19 protein-coding genes are annotated in these 19,171 nt (G+C 40.3%); all 19 read left to right on the top strand.

Annotated elements, in window-relative coordinates:
* The first annotated feature begins 179 nt into the window (after positions 1-179).
* The 19 genes from hpaD to PSF42_RS04355 all read left to right on the top strand — a co-directional run bounded on the left by hpaD (position 180) and on the right by PSF42_RS04355 (position 19,123).
* Positions 180-1,061, top strand: a complete 882-nt coding sequence (gene hpaD, locus PSF42_RS04445; RefSeq protein WP_125892084.1) for a 3,4-dihydroxyphenylacetate 2,3-dioxygenase — start codon at positions 180-182, stop codon at positions 1,059-1,061.
* 9 nt (positions 1,062-1,070) lie between these two features.
* A complete protein-coding gene (locus PSF42_RS04440) occupies positions 1,071-1,454 on the top strand; it encodes a 5-carboxymethyl-2-hydroxymuconate Delta-isomerase (RefSeq protein ID WP_272679520.1) in 384 nt (127 codons plus the stop codon).
* A 40-nt stretch (positions 1,455-1,494) separates the two neighbouring features.
* Positions 1,495-2,721, top strand: a complete 1,227-nt coding sequence (locus tag PSF42_RS04435) for a Bcr/CflA family multidrug efflux MFS transporter (protein ID WP_272679519.1) — start codon at positions 1,495-1,497, stop codon at positions 2,719-2,721.
* Positions 2,718-4,181, top strand: coding sequence for an NAD-dependent succinate-semialdehyde dehydrogenase (locus PSF42_RS04430; RefSeq protein ID WP_125892078.1), 1,464 nt, complete (start codon positions 2,718-2,720; stop codon positions 4,179-4,181). Before PSF42_RS04435 ends, PSF42_RS04430 begins: the two co-directional genes overlap by 4 nt.
* 120 nt (positions 4,182-4,301) lie before the next feature.
* On the top strand, positions 4,302-5,105 hold the full coding sequence (hpaH, locus tag PSF42_RS04425) for a 2-oxo-hept-4-ene-1,7-dioate hydratase (protein WP_125892076.1): 804 nt from the start codon (positions 4,302-4,304) through the stop codon (positions 5,103-5,105).
* Between the two features lie 10 nt (positions 5,106-5,115).
* Positions 5,116-5,922, top strand: coding sequence for a 4-hydroxy-2-oxoheptanedioate aldolase (hpaI, locus tag PSF42_RS04420; protein ID WP_125892074.1), 807 nt, complete (start codon positions 5,116-5,118; stop codon positions 5,920-5,922).
* A gap of 163 nt (positions 5,923-6,085) precedes the next feature.
* Positions 6,086-7,453 (top strand): 4-hydroxyphenylacetate permease, encoded by a 1,368-nt coding sequence (gene hpaX, locus PSF42_RS04415; protein ID WP_125892072.1) that lies wholly within the window; start codon positions 6,086-6,088, stop codon positions 7,451-7,453.
* A gap of 276 nt (positions 7,454-7,729) precedes the next feature.
* Positions 7,730-8,620, top strand: coding sequence for a 4-hydroxyphenylacetate catabolism regulatory protein HpaA (hpaA, locus tag PSF42_RS04410; protein WP_125892070.1), 891 nt, complete (start codon positions 7,730-7,732; stop codon positions 8,618-8,620).
* Positions 8,621-9,142: 522 nt separating this feature from the next.
* On the top strand, positions 9,143-10,705 hold the full coding sequence (gene hpaB / locus PSF42_RS04405) for a 4-hydroxyphenylacetate 3-monooxygenase, oxygenase component (protein ID WP_125892068.1): 1,563 nt from the start codon (positions 9,143-9,145) through the stop codon (positions 10,703-10,705).
* A gap of 19 nt (positions 10,706-10,724) precedes the next feature.
* Positions 10,725-11,243 (top strand): 4-hydroxyphenylacetate 3-monooxygenase, reductase component, encoded by a 519-nt coding sequence (gene hpaC / locus PSF42_RS04400; protein ID WP_125892066.1) that lies wholly within the window; start codon positions 10,725-10,727, stop codon positions 11,241-11,243.
* Between the two features lie 352 nt (positions 11,244-11,595).
* Positions 11,596-12,414, top strand: coding sequence for a winged helix-turn-helix domain-containing protein (locus PSF42_RS04395; protein WP_272679518.1), 819 nt, complete (start codon positions 11,596-11,598; stop codon positions 12,412-12,414).
* Positions 12,404-12,886: a hypothetical protein gene (locus tag PSF42_RS04390; RefSeq protein ID WP_272679517.1), complete on the top strand. Its 483-nt coding sequence runs from the start codon at positions 12,404-12,406 to the stop codon at positions 12,884-12,886. Before PSF42_RS04395 ends, PSF42_RS04390 begins: the two co-directional genes overlap by 11 nt.
* 389 nt (positions 12,887-13,275) lie before the next feature.
* Positions 13,276-13,827 (top strand): fimbrial protein, encoded by a 552-nt coding sequence (locus PSF42_RS04385; protein ID WP_125892060.1) that lies wholly within the window; start codon positions 13,276-13,278, stop codon positions 13,825-13,827.
* A gap of 41 nt (positions 13,828-13,868) precedes the next feature.
* Positions 13,869-14,420, top strand: a complete 552-nt coding sequence (locus PSF42_RS04380) for a fimbrial protein (RefSeq protein ID WP_272679516.1) — start codon at positions 13,869-13,871, stop codon at positions 14,418-14,420.
* A 46-nt stretch (positions 14,421-14,466) separates the two neighbouring features.
* On the top strand, positions 14,467-16,956 hold the full coding sequence (locus PSF42_RS04375; RefSeq protein ID WP_272679515.1) for a fimbria/pilus outer membrane usher protein: 2,490 nt from the start codon (positions 14,467-14,469) through the stop codon (positions 16,954-16,956).
* 13 nt (positions 16,957-16,969) lie between these two features.
* Positions 16,970-17,698 carry a fimbrial biogenesis chaperone gene (locus PSF42_RS04370; protein WP_125892054.1) on the top strand — a complete coding sequence of 243 codons (729 nt, stop codon included), beginning with the start codon at positions 16,970-16,972 and terminating at the stop codon, positions 17,696-17,698.
* 28 nt (positions 17,699-17,726) lie between these two features.
* Positions 17,727-18,077: a hypothetical protein gene (locus PSF42_RS04365; protein ID WP_272679514.1), complete on the top strand. Its 351-nt coding sequence runs from the start codon at positions 17,727-17,729 to the stop codon at positions 18,075-18,077.
* Complete coding sequence (locus PSF42_RS04360) at positions 18,070-18,606, top strand: fimbrial protein (RefSeq protein ID WP_272679513.1); 537 nt, start codon at positions 18,070-18,072, stop codon at positions 18,604-18,606. Before PSF42_RS04365 ends, PSF42_RS04360 begins: the two co-directional genes overlap by 8 nt.
* A 10-nt stretch (positions 18,607-18,616) precedes the next feature.
* Positions 18,617-19,123 (top strand): fimbrial protein, encoded by a 507-nt coding sequence (locus tag PSF42_RS04355; RefSeq protein WP_272679512.1) that lies wholly within the window; start codon positions 18,617-18,619, stop codon positions 19,121-19,123.
* Positions 19,124-19,171 lie beyond the last annotated feature (48 nt).

Genomic DNA, 19,171 nt, shown 5'->3' with positions numbered 1-19,171 from the left:
ATAAAAAATTAATAGCTACAACAAATAATTGGTAATGCGTTCCTTACCCTAAATAGTTTGAGTTGTAGCTAGGCGGCAAGCGAAATCATCCCTATGAGCATACATAAGTATGTGATTAGGGTGGTTTTGTGAAGCCAACACCGCTACAGCTCAAAATATAACGGGTAAGAGAGGATGAAATGGGTAAATTGGCACTCGCCGCAAAAATAACACACGTCCCATCCATGTACCTATCAGAACTACCAGGTAAAAATTTTGGATGTCGCCAAGCCGCTATCGATGGGCACAAAGAAATCAGCCGTCGTTGTCGTGAATTAGGCGTTGATACCATTATTGTTTTTGATACACACTGGTTAGTCAACAGCGCCTATCACATTAACTGTGCGGATCATTTCAAAGGTATTTACACCAGTAATGAACTTCCACATTTCATTCGTGATATGGAATATGAATATGATGGGAACTCGGTATTAGGCCAAATGATTGGTGAAGAAGCACGTAAATTAGGCGTTCGTGCTCAAGCTCATGAAATCCCAAGCTTAACCCTCGAATATGCGACATTAGTGCCTATGCGCTATATGAATAGTGACCGCCACTTTAAAGTTATCTCAATTTCAGCATTCTGTACTTCTCATAGTTTTGAAGACAGCCGCAAATTAGGTGAAGCCGTACTGACTGCTATTGAAAAATACGATGGAACCGTTGCAGTACTGGCGAGCGGGTCATTATCACACCGTTTTATTGATGACCAAAAAGCCGAAGACGGTATGAATAGCTACACACGTGAATTTGATGAGCAAATGGATAAACGCGTCGTCAAACTTTGGCGTGAAGGCCGTTTTGAAGAGTTCTGCAAAATGTTGCCTGAGTATGCCGATTACTGCTATGGCGAAGGCCATATGCACGACACCGTGATGCTGTTAGGTATGTTAGGTTGGGATAAATACGCTGAAAAAGTGGAAGTTTTAACTGACTTGTTTGCCAGCTCAGGCACCGGGCAAATTAATGCCGTGTTCCCGCTTCCTAGCTATATCACTGATAAACAAGCTGCCAACGCATAAGGAACGGTTATGCCTCATTTTTATGCAGAATGTACAGAAAACATTCGTGAAGAAGCGAAACTTCCAGAGCTGTTTGCTCAAGTGAATGAAGCCCTTGCTGCTACCGGTATTTTTCCATTAGGCGGCATTCGTAGCCGTGCAATTTGGCTAGATACTTGGCAAATGGCTGATGGCAAACACGATTATGCATTTGTCCATATGACGCTAAAAATCGGTGCCGGGCGCTCTCTTGAAGATAGGCAAAAAACGGGGGAAATGATTTTCGACCTGATCAAAGTCCATTTTGCCGATTTAATGGCAAAACGCTATCTGGCGCTGTCTTTTACCATGGAAGAGCTTGATCCTGTTTTAAATTATAAACAGAACAATGTTCATGCCTTGTTTAAGGGCTAAGAGTTTAAAGCTTTATTCTTCATTTTATTGAGAGGGCAAGATGGTTAAAAATTTCGATAAACACATACCGCACTATTTGATCCCATTACTGGGGTCACTCGTGGCATTCGGTCCATTGTCTATCGATATGTACCTTCCAGCCCTTCCTCAAATGGGAATGGCATTACACGCCACCCAAGGGCAAATGCAGTACACCCTTGGCGCCTTTTTTGCTGGCTTCTGCGTGGGAATGCTGTTTTATGGCCCATTAAGTGACCTTCTTGGCCGGCGGAAAATGTTGTTAAGTGGCCTTGCCATTTTCACTATTGCCAGTTTGTTATGCGCACAAGCCACCAACGCAAATACCTTGATTGTATTCCGAGCGCTGCAAGCTTTTGGTAGTGGAGCGGCCATTGTTATGGCTAGAGCGATTGCAAGGGATGTTTATCCTGCCCATGAGCTACCTAAAGTACTGTCATTAATGACACTTGTGACCATGATAGCCCCGTTACTGGCACCACTTTTAGGGGGGTTTTTACTTGTTCATTTTCAGTGGCAAGTGATTTTCTATTTGCTGGCAGTGATTGGCTTGGCTTCGGTGTGTGCCATTTTTTTCTTGCTCCCTGAAACGCTAACCCACCAGCGCGGTTCTGAAAATATACTTTGTGTCGCTTTCAAGAATTATGCACAGGTGCTCACAGACCGAGAAGCACTGAGTATTATTGGCACTATGGCATTCTCTTTTGCCGGTATGTTTGCCTTTATCAGTGGTTCACCGTTTGTGTACATCAATTATTTCGGTGTTTCTGAACAGCATTATGGTTTGCTGTTCGGCTGTAACATCTTGGGGATGATTGTCATGTTGTTGCTGAACGTTAAACTGCTAAAAACCTATAGTTTAACGCGTATACTGACTATGCAAAGTGGGTTTCAATTAGCATTTGGTCTGCTGTTACTCCTATTTTACCAACAAAGTTTGCCCATAATTGTTATTCTAGTCGTGCTGTTCTTATCGATGGTCAATGCTATCGGCACCAACAGTTTGTCACTCTTACTGCAACATCGCGGGAAAATCGCAGGAAGTGCCAGTGCACTTGCGATTTCCATTCAGTTTGCCTTAGCGGCTGTCGCCAGCGTTGCAGTTTCTGTATTACAAGATGAATCCCCATTCGCTATGGCACTTGTTATGGCGCTGTGTGCCGGGTTAAGTTTTGTTAGCCAACAGCTATCAGCTAAAAATATCCGCCCACAAGTCCAATCAGTGTCTTCGGAGAACAACGAAAAATGAGCATAAATACCAATTCTACATTATTTCGCCAACAAGCTTATATCAACGGCCAATGGGTTGATGCCCAAAATAAAGGTGTGTTTGAGGTCACTAACCCTGCAAATAATGCGGTTATCGCTAACGTCAGCAATGTCGGTGCGTTAGAGACCCAACAAGCTATCGAAGCCGCAGAAAAAGCACTCCCCGCATGGCGCGCTAAAACCGCCAAAGAGCGTAGCCAAATTTTAAACAAATGGTTCCGTTTAATGATGGATAACCAAAAGGAATTGGCTGAATTACTCAGTGCTGAACAAGGTAAGTCGATCACTGAATCGATGGGAGAAATTGCCTATGGTGCCAGCTTTATTGAGTGGTTTGCAGAAGAAGGTAAACGTGTGTATGGGGAAACCATCCCATCACCTTTACCGGGGCGTCGCCTTGTGACGATAAAACAACCTGTGGGTGTGGTTGCGGCTATCACGCCATGGAACTTCCCAAATGCCATGATCACTCGCAAAGTCGGCCCCGCATTAGCAGCAGGCTGTACGATGGTATTAAAACCCGCGGCAGAAACACCATTATCTGCATTAGCGTTGGCAGCGTTAGGGGAAGAAGCGGGTATTCCTGCTGGTGTGTTTAACATTGTTCCAGGTACGGATGCTAAAGCTATTGGTGGCGTGATGACTTCAAGCCCAATTGTTCGCAAACTCACATTTACGGGCTCAACGCGAGTCGGTAAATTGCTGATGGAACAGTGCGCCAATACGGTGAAAAAGATGTCTCTGGAACTCGGTGGTAACGCACCATTTATCGTGTTTGATGATGCTGATTTAGATGCAGCCGTGCAAGGTGCATTAGCGGCTAAATTCCGCAACAGTGGGCAAACCTGTGTATGTGCTAACCGTATCTTAGTCCAAGAAGGCGTTTACGATGAATTTGCAACTCGTTTAGCAAAAGCCGTGAATGAGCTGAAAATTGGCCCTGCGACACAAGCTGACTCCCAGCAAGGCCCTCTGATTAACCAAGCCGCGGTCGATAAAGTCACAGAGCATATTGCGGATGCTGTTTCCCACGGTGCAAAAGTCATCGCTGGGGGCAAACCGGCAAAATTAGGGGGGCTGTTCTTTGAGCCTACCGTTATCACTGGCGTCACTGAAGCCATGAAAGTCGCTAAAGAAGAAACATTCGGCCCACTGGCACCTTTATTTAAATTCCGCGATGAGCAAGAAGCGATTGCTCTGGCAAATGATACTGAATTTGGCTTGGCATCTTATTTCTATTCAAAAGATATCGGTCGTATCTACCGTGTTGCAGAGGCATTAGAAAGCGGCATGGTGGGTATCAATGAAGGCATTATTTCAAACGAAGTAGCCCCATTTGGTGGTATTAAGCAGTCTGGTCTGGGGCGTGAAGGTTCACGCTACGGAATTGAAGATTATTTGGAAGTGAAATACCTCTGCTTTGGTGGTCTTTCCAATTAGTTAAATTGAGTACCGCTGGGTACGCATTCAATTTACACCTTGAATAGTTCGAGTGGCAGCGAAGCGCTTTAGTGCAACGCTGCTCTCGAAATAGAATAGGTGAATAGGAGTATTAACAGCATGTTACAAAAAGATGTAATCTCACAAATCGCGCAGCGTCTAAATCAGGCTGAAAAGTCACGTGAGCAAATTCGTCAAATATCCCTCGATCACCCAGAAATGACGATCGACGACGCTTATGCTATTCAAAAAGAGTGGGTTGGCGTGAAAATTGCTGAAGGACGTGTGCTCAAAGGCCATAAGATTGGGTTAACATCCAAAGCCATGCAGGCTAGTTCACAGATTGATGAACCTGATTACGGCGCGCTTCTTGACGATATGTTTTTTGATGATGGCTGTGATATTCCAACAGACCGCTTTATCGTGCCACGTATTGAAGTTGAATTAGCCTTCGTACTCGCAAAGCCATTACGTGGGCCAAACTGCACCATCTTTGATGTGTATAACGCCACTGACTATGTGATCCCAGCCCTTGAGCTGATCGATGCGCGTTGTCACAACATCGACCCTGAGACCAATCGACCACGTAAAGTGTTCGATACCATTTCAGATAACGCAGCGAATGGCGCGGTGATTTTAGGTGGCCGACCAATCAAACCACGCGATTTGGATATGCGCTGGATTAGCGCCCTGCTCTATCGTAATGGCGTCATTGAAGAATCTGGCGTAGCCGCTGCTGTACTCAATCACCCAGCGAATGGCGTGGCATGGCTAGCCAATAAATTAGCACCGCATAATGTGCAACTTGAGCCAGGCCAAATTATCTTAGGTGGCTCATTTACACGCCCTGTTCCTGCTCGTAAAGGTGATGTGTTTCACGTTGATTACGGCAATATGGGTTCAATTAGCTGCCGCTTCGTGTAAGGAAAATGGCATGGATATTTTAGAAAATAAATTTAAAAAAGCGCTAAAAAGTGGGCAACCACAAATTGGTTTATGGCTTGGCTTGTGCAGCCCATATAGTGCTGAGTTACTTGCTGGTGCAGGCTTTGACTGGTTACTAATTGATGGTGAACATGCACCAAATAATGTGCAAACGACATTATCTCAATTACAAGCGATTGCTCCCTACCCTTCACAACCCGTGGTACGCCCACCTTGGAATGATCCGGTCATTATTAAGCAATTACTGGATATTGGCGCACAAACGTTGTTGCTGCCAATGGTACAAAACGCAGAGCAAGCCAAACAAGCGGTACGCGCAACACGCTATCCACCAGCGGGTATACGCGGTGTCGGCAGTGCTTTAGCACGTGCTTCCCGTTGGAACCGAGTGCCTAATTATTTAACCCGTGCCAATGATGAAATGTGTGTGATAGTACAGGTTGAAACTCGTGAAGCCATGAATAACCTTCCCGAGATCCTAAAAGTTGAAGGCGTCGATGGTGTGTTTATCGGCCCTGCAGATCTTAGTGCGGATATGGGCTTTTCAGGGAACCCTAACCACCCTGAAGTCAAAGCCGCAATCGAAAAGGCAATTTTACAAATTCGTGAGGCTGGCTTGGCACCCGGTATTTTGATGGCAGCCCCAGATGTGGCTGAACATTATCTGAAACTCGGCGCACTATTTGTTGCCGTCGGGGTTGATACCACGCTACTGGCTCGTACCGCAGAAGCGCTAGCCGCAAAGTTTGGTAAAACCGTCTCAGAGGTGACTTCAAGTACACCAAGCGTTTATTAATTACACTATCTCTAAATAAGTTAATTTTAACCCTACAGACAAATAACTTAATTAGATAAATAAGAAATCAATATCGCAACATTGGGCAGACAGCACCATGACTGCCTACTCGTCCCTTGTACCTATAATAATCTGTAAAAGAAAGAATTGAGGGCCCTACAATATGAGTAATCAACAACTTGCAAGCACTAACCCTGCTGAACAACATAAAAATTTAACCGAGCCGCAGCAACGGGTAATTAATAAATTATTTAAACGTTTGATTGTTTTTTTATTTGTGTTATTTGTTTTTTCCTTCTTAGACCGTATTAATATTGGCTTTGCGGGTCTAACCATGGGGAAAGACATCGGTCTAACGTCCACCATGTTCGGCTTAGCGGCTACCTTGTTTTACGCCACTTACGTGATTTTTGGTATTCCCAGTAACATTATGTTGGGGATTGTTGGCGCTCGCCGTTGGATAGCCACCATCATGGTACTTTGGGGGATCGCATCTACGGCTACCATGTTTGCCACAGGGCCAACGAGCTTATACGTCCTGCGGATGTTAGTGGGAGTCGCAGAGGCGGGCTTCCTACCTGGGATTTTAGTTTATCTGACTTACTGGTTCCCGGCCTATTTCCGCGCTCGTGCTAATGCTTTGTTTATGATTGCGATGCCTGTCACCATGGCATTCGGTTCACTCGCATCCGGTTATATTCTAGGTATGGATGGCATTTTAAACCTAAAAGGTTGGCAATGGCTGTTCCTGCTGGAAGGCTTCCCATCCGTGATCCTCGGTGTGTTGGTTTGGTTCTACCTTGATGATTCGCCAAAGAAAGCCAAATGGCTGACCCAAGAAGACAAAGACACACTGCAAGAAATGATGGACCAAGACCAATTAGAGCTTGTGCAGCCGCATGGCTCCAAAAGCCATACCGCATTGCAGAACAAAAGCTTATGGAAAGAAATTTTCACCCCAGTGATCTTGATGTACACCGTTGCTTATTTCTGTTTAACCAATACGTTAAGTGCGATTAATATTTGGACACCGCAAATCATGCAAAGCTTCAATGAAGGCAGTAGTAATGCCATGATTGGGCTATTAACCGCTATCCCACAATTTTGTACTATTCTCGGGATGATCTATTGGAGTCGTCGCTCTGATAGATTACAAGAACGGAAAATGCACACTGCACTTCCCTACTTATTTGCGGCAGCGGGCTGGATCCTCGCTGCGATGACAAGCCATCCCGTCATCCAATTAATTGGTATTATCATGGCATCAACAGGTTCATTTACTGCGATGGCCGTGTTCTGGACAACCCCAGACCAATCAATCAGTTTACGTGCTCGTGCCATCGGTATTGCGGTTATCAACGCAACGGGTAATATAGGTTCTGCCGTCAGTCCACTGTTAATTGGTTGGCTAAAAGACCAAACCGGTAGCTTTAACTCAGGCCTCTATTTTGTGGCTGGTTTGCTGGTGGTCGGCGCGCTGTTAGTCATTGCTATCCCAATGAAAAACTCAAGACCAAGGGCAACACCTTAAAAATATAAGGTTTAATAAATTAGAGTGCTGTAACTCAATAACCATGGATATTGCTCAAAATAATTTGGCTTGCAGCTAGGCGGCAAGCAAGCTAATCCCTAGGAGCATACACGAGTATGTGACTAGGGTTAGCATGTGAAGCCAACAACGCTGCGGGCCAAAGAATGAAGAGCAATTCGAGTTGCAGCTAAGCGGCAAGCAAGCTAATCCCTAGGAGCATACTGAAGTATGTGACTAGGGTTGGCTTGTGAGGCCAACAACGCTGCGAGCCGAAGAATGAAGGGTAACTCAACTTTAATTACGAATATTGACATCAGTACAGACTACGACGAAACCCAAGGCACCGACGACGTCCACTACCAAACCTTTGGCAATATGGCGGCCTTCTTTGGTCGTGATATGCAAGCGCATCGCCATGACGGTTTCTTCCAATTGCATTATTTGGTTACGGGCCATATTACTTTGCAGCTCGATGAGTCGCGCTATTCCGTTCAAGCCCCATTATTTATTCTTACGCCTCCATCCGTTGCCCATGCATTTTTCACTCAAGAAGACACTGATGGCCATGTATTAACCGTAAGACAGGATTTAATTACGCCATTACTGGGGTCGTTATACCCAGCAAATCCCGACTTAGTGGATATTCCAGCTATATGTTTATCTGTTGCTGATAAACCTGATGATATCGATACCTTTAACCATTACTGGGCATTGATGGCACGTGAATCGGCTAATAACTATATAGGTAAAGACCAAGCCCTCGCTTCTTTAGCCCAAGCGTTATTTACGTTTCTGCTGCGCTCGATTCCACTTGATGAACACCCAACAATGGGGGTTAGAGGCGAACATCGTCTATTCCAGCGGTTTAATCAGCTTATTGACTTGCATTATCATGAACACCTTGCAGTACCTGAATATGCCAAAAAACTTGATGTCACAGAGTCACGCCTTAAAGATATGTGCCGGCGGTTTGCTAACCGGCCACCGAAAAGATTGATTTTTGACCGAATATTACGTGAAGCTAAACGAATGTTGTTATTTTCCGATAGCCCTGTTTCTGAGATTGCTTACCAACTCGGTTTCAAAGACCCCGCCTATTTTGCGCGGTTTTTTAACCGGTTAGTCGGGTGCTCTCCGAGCCTATGGCGAGAACAAAATATTCATTAAAAGAGATCCTTAGTGATTTTATTCTTATATTTAGATAAAAAATCATCAAGCCTCTCTATTTACATATCAAACCATCTTTCCTCTGTCCCTACAAACTGTCACCCCTCAAAACATTTTACATTTTAAAAACATTTTTGATGTTTTATACATTTTGTTTTAATTTTATAAAAATGCCAACAATGCTTAACTAAAAGTGAATTCTCAGGTTGAAAAAAGAACAATAACATACTAAAACAAAATACAACATTAACATAGAAATAAATCAACTTAACAATTACAATCAACACGTTATAAACACCACAGAGCATTATATTAATATTAAAACATCGAGATAATCACATTTCTTCCACAAAAATCGCCTTTCAACGAAAAGTACCAGTAAACCTTTAGAAAGTCTCTTTAAAACCTCCTCGTAAAGCGATTCAATTAAGAAACACAAAACAAACATAAAATTAACATATTTAGCTTGCAGCCTTTGTGCCCTATCAATGCAAGCCCTCATTGTGAGATAACGAGGTAGACATGAAACCAGAAGATTTTCGTTCCGATGCTAAACGCCCTTTTAATGGCCAAGAATATTTAAAAAGCTTACAAGATGGCCGCGAAATCTATATTTATGGCGAGCGCGTAAAAGACGTCACCACTCACCCTGCTTTTCGTAATTCAGCTGCTTCTATAGGACAATTATATGATGCGCTTCATGATAAAACGACTCATGACCAACTTTGCTGGAACACCGACACAGGCAACGGTGGATACACTCACAAATTCTTCCGCTTCGCTAAAAGTGCCGATGAACTGCGCCAACAGCGTGACGCTATCGCAGATTGGTCACGCCAGAGCTACGGATGGATGGGACGCACTCCAGACTATAAGGCGGCATTCGCCAGCTGTTTAGGTGCAAACCCTGAATATTATGGTCAATTTGCAGATAACGCGCGCAATTGGTACAAGCGCATTCAAGAAAGCGGCCTGTACTTTAACCATGCGATTGTTAACCCGCCAATCGACCGCCATAAGCCTGCTGATGAAGTGAAAGATGTTTATATCAAACTCGAAAAAGAAACAGATGCAGGGATTATCGTCAGTGGAGCCAAAGTCGTTGCGACTAACTCGGCATTGACGCATTACAATTTTATCGGTTTTGGTTCCGCACAAGTGATGGGCGATAACCCTGACTTTGCCCTGATGTTTGTTGCACCAATGGATGCAGATGGCGTGAAGTTAATCTCACGTGCATCTTATGAATTAGTGGCTGGTGCCACTGGCGCACCATTTGATTACCCATTATCAAGCCGTTTCGATGAGAATGATGCCATTCTCGTTATGGATCACGTGTTAATCCCATGGGAAAACGTGCTAATTTATCGTGATTTCGACCGGGCACGTAATTGGGCAGTTCAAGGTGGTTTTGCACGTTTATTCCCATTACAAGCTTGTGTCCGCTTAGCGGTTAAATTAGACTTCATTACCGGATTGTTACAAAAAAGTTTAGAATGTACAGGTGTTATTGATTTCCGTGGTGTACAGGCCGATCTCGGTGAAGTGGTCGCGTGGCGCAATCTGTTCTGGTCATTAACCGATGCAATGACCTCTGAAGCGCAAGCATGGGAAGGCGGTGCTTATCTACCAGATACACAAGCCATCCAGACTTACCGCGTTATGGCACCAATGGCTTACACCAAAATCAAGAATATCATTGAAAGTAACGTGACAAGTGGCCTGATTTACCTACCATCAAGCGTTCGTGATATGAATAATCCAGAAATTGATAAGTATTTAGCTAAATATGTTCGCGGCTCTAATGGGATGGATCACGTTGAACGTATCAAGATCCTTAAACTTATGTGGGATGCAATCGGTAGTGAATTTGGTGGCCGCCACGAACTGTATGAAATTAACTACGCAGGGAGCCAAGATGAAATTCGTCTGCAATGTCTGCGTCATGCATACGGTTCTGGCAATATGAAAGCCATGACAGATATGGTTGATCGCTGTTTATCAGACTACGATCAACACGGATGGAAACGTCCACACCTGCATAACAACAATGATATTAATCAGTTAGATTCGCTGCTGAAATAATCGGCAGCAGGAGGTCAAAATGTCTTTAGAAAATGAACATCGCCTGCGTTTCAGAGATGCGATGGCAAGTCTTGGTGCAGCAGTCAATATCGTCACCACGGATGGGGCTGAGGGTCGCTGTGGAATCACAGCTACCGCAGTCTGTTCAGTTACAGATACGCCACCCACTTTGATGGTCTGTGTTAACCGCAATAGCGCTATGAATGCGGTATTTCAAAAGAATGGCCGCCTGTGTGTCAACGTGCTAAGCCATGAACAAGAAGACCTCGCATGCCATTTCGCAGGCATGAAAGGTTCAACGATGGAAGAGCGTTTCGGCTGGAGTGTATGGGAAAGTGGTATTTTACAGCAACCCCTGTTAAAAAATGCCCTTGCCAACCTTGAAGGTGAGATCACACAAGTTCAAGATATTGGCACGCATTCTGTCTATATGGTTGAAATGAAACAAATCATTGTACGTGATGAAGGCCATGGCTTAGTCTATTTCAAACGTAGATTCCACCCTGTTATGCACCAAATACTTGAGCCAACCGCTTAATTGCTAAAGTATTTAGATTAAATAGCCTCTTATCTTTGGGGCTATTTTTTTATATACCATGATTTCACTAAAATAATAGTGACCTAATAACATTCCCCCCCATAAAATGTTTCATCTTGAAATTTCTTTTACCTATATTAGCTATTTTATAATAACATTAAAAAATAGCATTATTCTGAAAAACAAACCACGCTTCCTCTCTTACACATAGCATACGTAAACAAAAACATAACCATTTGATTTTTAATCAAGTTCAAAGTTACACCAAATATGCTTAATTGACACAACATAAATAACAGGTATAAACTCAAATAATATAAATATTTTAACTATAAATAGAATCAATCTAAAAATGAACTATTTGATTAATAATCATATTAATTATGACAGTCATCAGGGGCTGTTATATACCGACGATATTAATGATGCCTTAAAGCTAACGACCACGCTAAATCGCTTGTTATTAGTTTTAGTGCAAAACAACCATGATATCGTTGACCGAGAAACCATATTACGCAGGGTTTGGGAGGAACATAACCAAGTTGTCTCTGATAATAACCTAAATAGTAGTGTTTCTGTACTCAGACGCCATTTATCATCTTTTTCTGATGATGAAATTATCACAACTGTACCTAAAGTTGGGTTTAAATTTTCTGCTGGCCTAAAAATTGAGAATGGGCGTGAGGAAATAAATGATAATAGTGATGAATTATTATTTACTACTGACTTGGAAATAACCCCTTCATCGGAAATGCTCGAAGGTACTCAAACCCAAGCGGCTGGAAATAAAAAAAACTACATGTTAAATAACCGATATGTTGAAATTTCGCTTATTGGACTCATTATTTTCTGTTTATTATACCTATTTAAAAATTATTTCTTTGCAAACCGAACAGAATATCCTGAAGTTGGTCGTATCGATCAATGCAGTATCCGCTACATAAATAGTTATCATAAGCCAGATACCACAACAATCAGCTTTGAAACAATTCAAAATGAACTAACTAAGCTAGATATCGACTGTAAAAAATCGGCAACGGTTTTTTATTATAATGTAGGCATTATTGCCAATGATAAAAATTTATATGATAACTTTTTGTTTTTATCATACTGCCCTACTGTACCTAAAGATAACACAACTGTGAGCTGTGAGAATTTTTATGTCAGATAAATCACCCGTAAAAATATTATTCTTACTAACCATAGCTATAATTTTGGTTTCTGTAAGTTTATATACTTATCACATCATTAATACTCCCATCATTCCCAACTGCAGGGCAACTGTAAAAATAAACATCTCAGATAGTCGCTCTGATTTAAAAGGCTACTATCTGCTTAGTGTCATTCCTAATGAAAACAAACCTGACCAGCATACTTTTGTTATGAATGGAAGAATCAATAGCGAAGGGGGAAATTATAATATTTCCAGAAAGTACCTAATTAAAAAAGAAACTTTAGGTGATCATTTTTTTTTACGCGTAGAAGATATATTTACAGATCCCGGTGACCAGGCGAAAGGTAAGTTCAATATTCGAGGAGTACCTGAAATTAATCAACTTTACTTTGTAAAAATAAAAAGGTTAAGTGATAAAAATTATATTTTTGAAGAAAATTTCTCTCCTCTTTTTATTTGCACTATCTAATTAGTAGAAAAAAAGCATCCAGATTTTATATCTTGATGCTTTTTTTGTTTCTAAAACACGCCACCATATTAAATCACCTTAAAATACCTTAAACCTACAAACATTAAAACATTTCAACAAAAGAAAATTCAGAATAAAAACATTAAAAAACATTAATATAAAATCAATATTAGATTAATATCTCATTCTTTATTAAAACAAAAGATTTTTATTCCGAAAAACTTAAATTAAGGGTAACATTCCCCTCGTCGAAATGACCACGCTAAAAACTATTTGATGAATACGTTAAGTGTTTTGTGATTATCAAATTTAACTTTTATTTCGATAGCAGTCCCTCTATTTAGAGACCTATTGAAATGAGATATTTATTTTTTTAAGGATGTAAAATTATGAAATTGAATAAAATTTCTATTGCTTTTTTATTTGCAGCTTCAACTATATCTACTTCCACTTTAGCTAATGGCTACGGTGGTGAATTACACTTTAGCGGGCAAGTTGTAAACTCACCATGTAATATTGAATCTGAAAGTGTAAAACAAGAAATTCCTTTTGGACAACTTTCTCGTGCTTCATTAGAAGCTGGTAATGCCGCTGAAAAAAATATCTCTATCAAATTAAAAGAATGTAACTTTGATGAATTCAGTAAAGATAAAGACAGTAACTGGGTCGCTGTTAAGGATATCAAAATTACCTTTGGCGGGAAAAGTTATGTAGGTGCTAATAAGGAATTTTTAGGTACTACAGGTACAGCAAGTAACGTAGGCATTCAAATCAAGGATTTTAAATTTGATGAAGCTAAATCAGTTATGAGTCAAATCCGTAATAAAAAAGGTGAAAACGTTTTAGAATTTACCGCATTAGCAAAACGTATTGATACTGCAACAGCAGTAACAGAAGGTGAATTCAACTCTATTGCTGACTTTAAAATTACTTACGAATAATTCCTTATGGGAGGGTATCCCCTCCCTATAAAAGGTTCTTTATGAAAAAAATATATCTTTTATGGATAACTTTGTTCGCTAATTATACTTCTGCCTATATAGAAAACATAGAAAGTAATGATTTTCGCGGTGAAGCATTTTTGAAAGGAAATATTGTTTCATCTCCATGCTCTATAGGAACAGATAGTCAATATCAATATATTGATTATAACTCAGCATCTACAAATACAACCAATACTGACGAAAAAAAAATAGAAACAAGAAAGCCTTTTAATATTAAGTTAAATGACTGTATTAGTAAATTTAATAATAACAAAGGAATGAACATTAAATTTTTTGCGCCACAAGACTCACGTATGGACGCAATTAAACTATCGGGACCAAAAACTGGTGTGTTACTTTATATTTATGACGAAAAAAATAATTTATTACCACCAAATAAATCACATTCCATTTCAAATAGCTCAATCTATTTTGATGAGAAAACAAAAACCAGTTTTTTAAAATATGAAACAGAAATAAACACCCTAGATAATGAAGCTGAACCGGGTGATTATTTTACCATTATTAAATTTAATATAACTTACGACTAATAAAAAACAGAAATTAACCAATTGAAAATACTTTAATGATAAAACTATGGCTAAATTTAATATTTTTCACTATTTAATTATTATCTCCTATCTATCTGGTGTCTCTGCTATGGCCTCTTCTGTAGAGTTTAATACCGATATGCTAGATACTGAAGATACTGAGAATATTGACTTTAGCCAATTTTCTCAGGCTGGATTTATTATGCCTGGTGCTTACTACTTAACCCTTAAAGTTAATAATGAGCGCTTAGGTAATGCACAAGATATTCGGGTCGCCTCTTCAATATCAGCAGAAAGTACTCTATTTGATATTATCTGTTTACCATCTAACACACTAAGTAAATTAGGATTAAATGATAAAGGATTACAATTAGTTAAATATCGCGACAATGATCAATGTATAGACTTATCAGATTTAGAAGGAACAACTTTAAATGTTGATTTATCAACATTAACACTCTCGTTAGTATTACCCCAAAGCTACTTAGAGTACACCGACCCAAGCTGGATCCCACCAACCCGTTGGGAAGATGGGGTTAATGGCTTTTTACTTGATTACACATTAACAAGCTCTTTGACTCGCCAGAATAGTGGCTCCAAAGAAACTTATCTTTCTGTTAATGGTACAACTGGATTGAATATAAGTTCATGGCGACTTAGAGCAGACTACCAAGCTAACTATAGGGAATCATCTGGTAATTATAATAGCCAATATAGTGATGCTATCGTCAGCCGTATTTTTGCGTATCGATCATTAACCAATATTGCGTCGCTTTTAACGGTGGGTGAAAACTATTTTTACTCTTCTATTTTTGACTCATGGCAATATACCGGTTTATCGTTAGAAACCGATGAAAATATGATGCCCCCTAAATTAACAGGGTATGCACCTGAAATTATTGGTATTGCACAAACCAATGCAACCGTAATTGTCAAAAGCCGTGATCGTATCGTATTAGAAACTACGGTTCCCGCAGGTCCGTTCCAAATCCAAACATTGGACAGCTCTATTCGTGGAGTCCTCGATGTCACTGTACGCGAAGAAACCGGTGAAGAACAGAAATTCAGTATAACCACTGCGGCTTTGCCTTACTTAACACGCCCAGGGCAAATCCGTTACAAATTTGCAGCAGGTAAACCGCGTTACAATGGCCGCCAACTTGAGGGAGATCTCACCGCCTCTGGTGAGTTTTCATATGGGCTAAATAATATTTGGTCTATTTATGGTGGTTCTATTTTATCCAAAAACTACCAAGCACTCTCTGCAGGTTTTGGTCGTGACCTATTTACTTTTGGGAGCCTATCATTTGATGTCACGCAATCCCATGCTAATTTATTAAATAACACTCTAACAGGACGCAGTTATCGCCTAAGCTATTCAAAATCTTTTGATGAGGCAAGAACTGATATTACCTTTGCCGGCTATCGGTTCTCTGATGAAACTTACCGTACTTTGCAACAAACACTCGATGAGCGTCGCACCGGCTTAGCCTCTCAAGCCCATAAAGAGAGCTATCAGGTCAATATTAATAAATATTTTGATGATTTTTCTCTTGGTGGAAACTACCACTACAACACCTATTGGAATAGCCAAGCTGAAGAGCAATACGGTGCTTATTTAAATACAGCATTAAACTTACCATCAATTGGGTTCAAAAACTTAAACGTAACAGCATCAATAACACGATCTCAGCGAGCAGAATATCGTGATGATGCAATTAATTTATATATTTCGGTTCCCCTGACGTTTGGTAGTAGTTTAAGTTTTTCTGAAGGTTATTCTCGAGATAGAAGTGGAAATCGTTCTGCAACTCATAATGTGGGCTATAGCAACTACAGTGAACAACGTAACTATAATCTAAATATAGGTTACCAAACTGGACAATACCAAAATGACCAGATGAACTTTAGTGGCTACCTAAATCAAAATTTTCCATCAGCTTCATTATCTGCCAATGCCAGCTATGTACCAAACCAATATCACAGTGTTGGAGGGTCAATTAATGGTGGGGTTACCCTAATAAAAGAAGGTATCACCATGCATCAAGCAGCATATGGAGGAACTCGTCTAGTTGTGGAAACACCTGGGGTCAGTAATGTGCCATTAACTGGTGGTGTATATAAAACTAACCACTTTGGGTTAGCTACTCTACCGAATGTGAGTAGCTACAGGAAAACAACCGCATCGATTAATACCAGCCAATTGCCCAACAATATTGAAGCTTTGGAAACGGTAACGGACGCCACGTTAACTCGCGGTGCAATCGGTTATCGCCGCTTGAATGTCATCCAAGGACAAAAAACATTTGCTCGATTAAAACTCGCTGATGGTTCTTACCCTCCTTTTGGTGCCAGCGTGCGTAATAAAAATAACATTGAGCTTGGGATAGTTGGAGAACAAGGCATTGCTTGGATAATTGGTGTAATGCCTGAAGAGTTACTCAATATTTATTGGGGAAATAAACAGAGATGTACTACACAAATTCCAGATGTCATTCATATACAAGATATCTATCCAACATTAATTTGTCGTTAATAAGAGAACTAAGATGAAATTAAGCACCCTATTTGATATTCGAACCACCGTATTAGCTATCGCCTTGTGGTTTAGCACATCCGCTCAAGCTGCTGTCACGCTGGATCGTACCCGTATTATTTTTGATGGAACCCAGCAATCCATTAATATCACAATACGTAATGATAATCCTGAATTGCCTTATTTAGCGCAATCATGGTTAGAAAATGATGCTGAAAAAAAATTGGAAACTGGCCCTATTATTGCTACGCCACCAATTCAGCGTATGGAGCCAAAATCCACCAGCCTAGTGCGATTAAGTACTTCTCCTGAGATTAGTCAGCTACCTCAAGATAGAGAATCGTTATTTTACTATAACTTACGCGAAATCCCACCAAAGTCGACAGAGGCTGGAGTGCTGCAAATTGCGCTACAGAGTCGTGTAAAGCTATTTTATCGCCCAGAAAGTATCGTCGCCGAAAGTAAGAAAGAATGGACAAAAAAAATCTCATTAACAGCAACATCTAATGGTTATCAGCTCCATAACCCGACAGGCTTTTATCTTACTGTCATTGGTTTAGGTAACAGCCAAAAACAAGCTGAACAAAGTGATTTTGAAGCCGTTATGGTTGCACCACAATCGACGTATAACTTCAAATCAGCCAAATTTGCGACACCTTATCTAACTTATATCAATGATTATGGTGGAAAACCATCATTAGCATTCAAGTGCCAAGCATCACAATGTAGCGTGACTGAATGATTCACTCCAAATGAGCAGGACTATCAATATGAAATTACATCACTTAGCGTTATGGATACTAGCAATGCCAGCACTTTCTGCAGAACTACCATTACAAACGACGGGTACCCTGTATGTCCACGCACGTCTGGTGACAGCACCTTGCCAGCCAAAAGTAACAATACAGCGTGATGTAAGTCATGTGAATTCAACTGTTTATCAACTCAATGTCAGCTTGATACATTGCTTACCTACAGCTTATAACCAAACTTGGTCCCCCTTCACATTGAAGTTTGCAGGTCAACGGTATTTAGCATCAACTCTGAATACAAGTAAAAATATGATGTTTTCTCTTCCTACTGGACGCTCTACACACCGTTTGGAGATGATTTATGACTAATGCATTGACGCTAATGCTCAGCATCATTTTTGTATTGTTTGTTAACTCAAATAGCTTAGCAAGTTCGTTATCAATCTATTTTGAAGGAAACTTGCTGCCACTTCGTTGCCATTTATCCAGCAACGATGTTAAAAAAACTATTTTGTTATCGCAGCTACGATTCTCTGAGCTAGAAAAGCACGGGCAGTCCGATGTTTATCCTTTTAAACTTGATATTGTAAATTGTGCAGAAATGCACCTGAATAAAACGGTAAGAATCACTTTAAATGCCAAAAATATAGAATCTTATAATGGCATCACATATTTAAAACCAACAGGTGAATCGACCGTATTATTAGCTTTAATTAATGGTAAGACTCACCAACCTCTGACATTTAATACACCTATAGATATAGGCACAATTACAGAATCCGGTGAAGGCTCAATTAATACTATGTTATTTGGGATATATGCACAAAAACCATTTAATTCCCCACTTATCGCCGGAGGTTTTTCATCATTGGTAACTTTCAACCTAGATTACCAATAAGGAAAGTGCAATGAAAATATTAAAATTGGTGATTATTTTATTATTTATCACTTCAAACCACCTAAAAGCAGATGTCTTTTTAACTTTAGAAGCAAATTTAATTCGTCCAGCTTGTTCCGTGTCTGTTGGACATGGTAGCAATGCTCTAAATATTAATTTTTTTGATGTAGAAAGAGAACTCTTAAGTGAAGGAAAAAAATCTTTTGAAATTGCAATTGATAGTTGTGATTTAAAAAAGAACTTAGGGATTTATTTATCCCCTAAAGAAGGCTCCATTTTAACAGTTAATAACGAGACCGTTCTTGAAACATCAACTAGAGGGCTAGGAATACGTTTCACTCAAGAAAATAATGATGCCGCAATTAATTTACAAATGTGGGAGCCTATTTTCCCAACCATTCGAGGAAGAATAGCTCTATTACAATTACATTCTCAGTTAGTCACAAGCCAAGCAATTGAAACACTCAAAGCTGGCCCATTTAATGCGTCATTATCAATCATGGTTGATTATTATTAATAATAGGTCATTTACATGAAAAAAATATCTAAAAGATCTTTAATAGTA

It is taken from the genome of Providencia sp. PROV032, from assembly GCF_028484875.1.
GTDB classification, from domain to species: Bacteria; Pseudomonadota; Gammaproteobacteria; order Enterobacterales; family Enterobacteriaceae; genus Providencia; species Providencia rettgeri_E.
This window is presented reverse-complemented; position numbering and strand designations above follow the sequence as displayed.

Coding starts and splice junctions, on each gene's coding strand:
- hpaD (WP_125892084.1), top strand. CDS start 180: ATGGGTAAATTGGCACTCGCCGCAAAAATAACACACGTCCCATCCATG.
- hpaB (WP_125892068.1), top strand. CDS start 9,143: ATGAAACCAGAAGATTTTCGTTCCGATGCTAAACGCCCTTTTAATGGC.
- PSF42_RS04360 (WP_272679513.1), top strand. CDS start 18,070: ATGACTAATGCATTGACGCTAATGCTCAGCATCATTTTTGTATTGTTT.
- PSF42_RS04390 (WP_272679517.1), top strand. CDS start 12,404: ATGTCAGATAAATCACCCGTAAAAATATTATTCTTACTAACCATAGCT.
- PSF42_RS04395 (WP_272679518.1), top strand. CDS start 11,596: ATGAACTATTTGATTAATAATCATATTAATTATGACAGTCATCAGGGG.
- PSF42_RS04440 (WP_272679520.1), top strand. CDS start 1,071: ATGCCTCATTTTTATGCAGAATGTACAGAAAACATTCGTGAAGAAGCG.
- hpaI (WP_125892074.1), top strand. CDS start 5,116: ATGGATATTTTAGAAAATAAATTTAAAAAAGCGCTAAAAAGTGGGCAA.
- PSF42_RS04355 (WP_272679512.1), top strand. CDS start 18,617: ATGAAAATATTAAAATTGGTGATTATTTTATTATTTATCACTTCAAAC.
- hpaX (WP_125892072.1), top strand. CDS start 6,086: ATGAGTAATCAACAACTTGCAAGCACTAACCCTGCTGAACAACATAAA.
- PSF42_RS04385 (WP_125892060.1), top strand. CDS start 13,276: ATGAAATTGAATAAAATTTCTATTGCTTTTTTATTTGCAGCTTCAACT.
- PSF42_RS04365 (WP_272679514.1), top strand. CDS start 17,727: ATGAAATTACATCACTTAGCGTTATGGATACTAGCAATGCCAGCACTT.
- PSF42_RS04430 (WP_125892078.1), top strand. CDS start 2,718: ATGAGCATAAATACCAATTCTACATTATTTCGCCAACAAGCTTATATC.
- hpaC (WP_125892066.1), top strand. CDS start 10,725: ATGTCTTTAGAAAATGAACATCGCCTGCGTTTCAGAGATGCGATGGCA.
- PSF42_RS04435 (WP_272679519.1), top strand. CDS start 1,495: ATGGTTAAAAATTTCGATAAACACATACCGCACTATTTGATCCCATTA.
- PSF42_RS04375 (WP_272679515.1), top strand. CDS start 14,467: ATGGCTAAATTTAATATTTTTCACTATTTAATTATTATCTCCTATCTA.
- PSF42_RS04380 (WP_272679516.1), top strand. CDS start 13,869: ATGAAAAAAATATATCTTTTATGGATAACTTTGTTCGCTAATTATACT.
- hpaA (WP_125892070.1), top strand. CDS start 7,730: ATGAAGGGTAACTCAACTTTAATTACGAATATTGACATCAGTACAGAC.
- PSF42_RS04370 (WP_125892054.1), top strand. CDS start 16,970: ATGAAATTAAGCACCCTATTTGATATTCGAACCACCGTATTAGCTATC.
- hpaH (WP_125892076.1), top strand. CDS start 4,302: ATGTTACAAAAAGATGTAATCTCACAAATCGCGCAGCGTCTAAATCAG.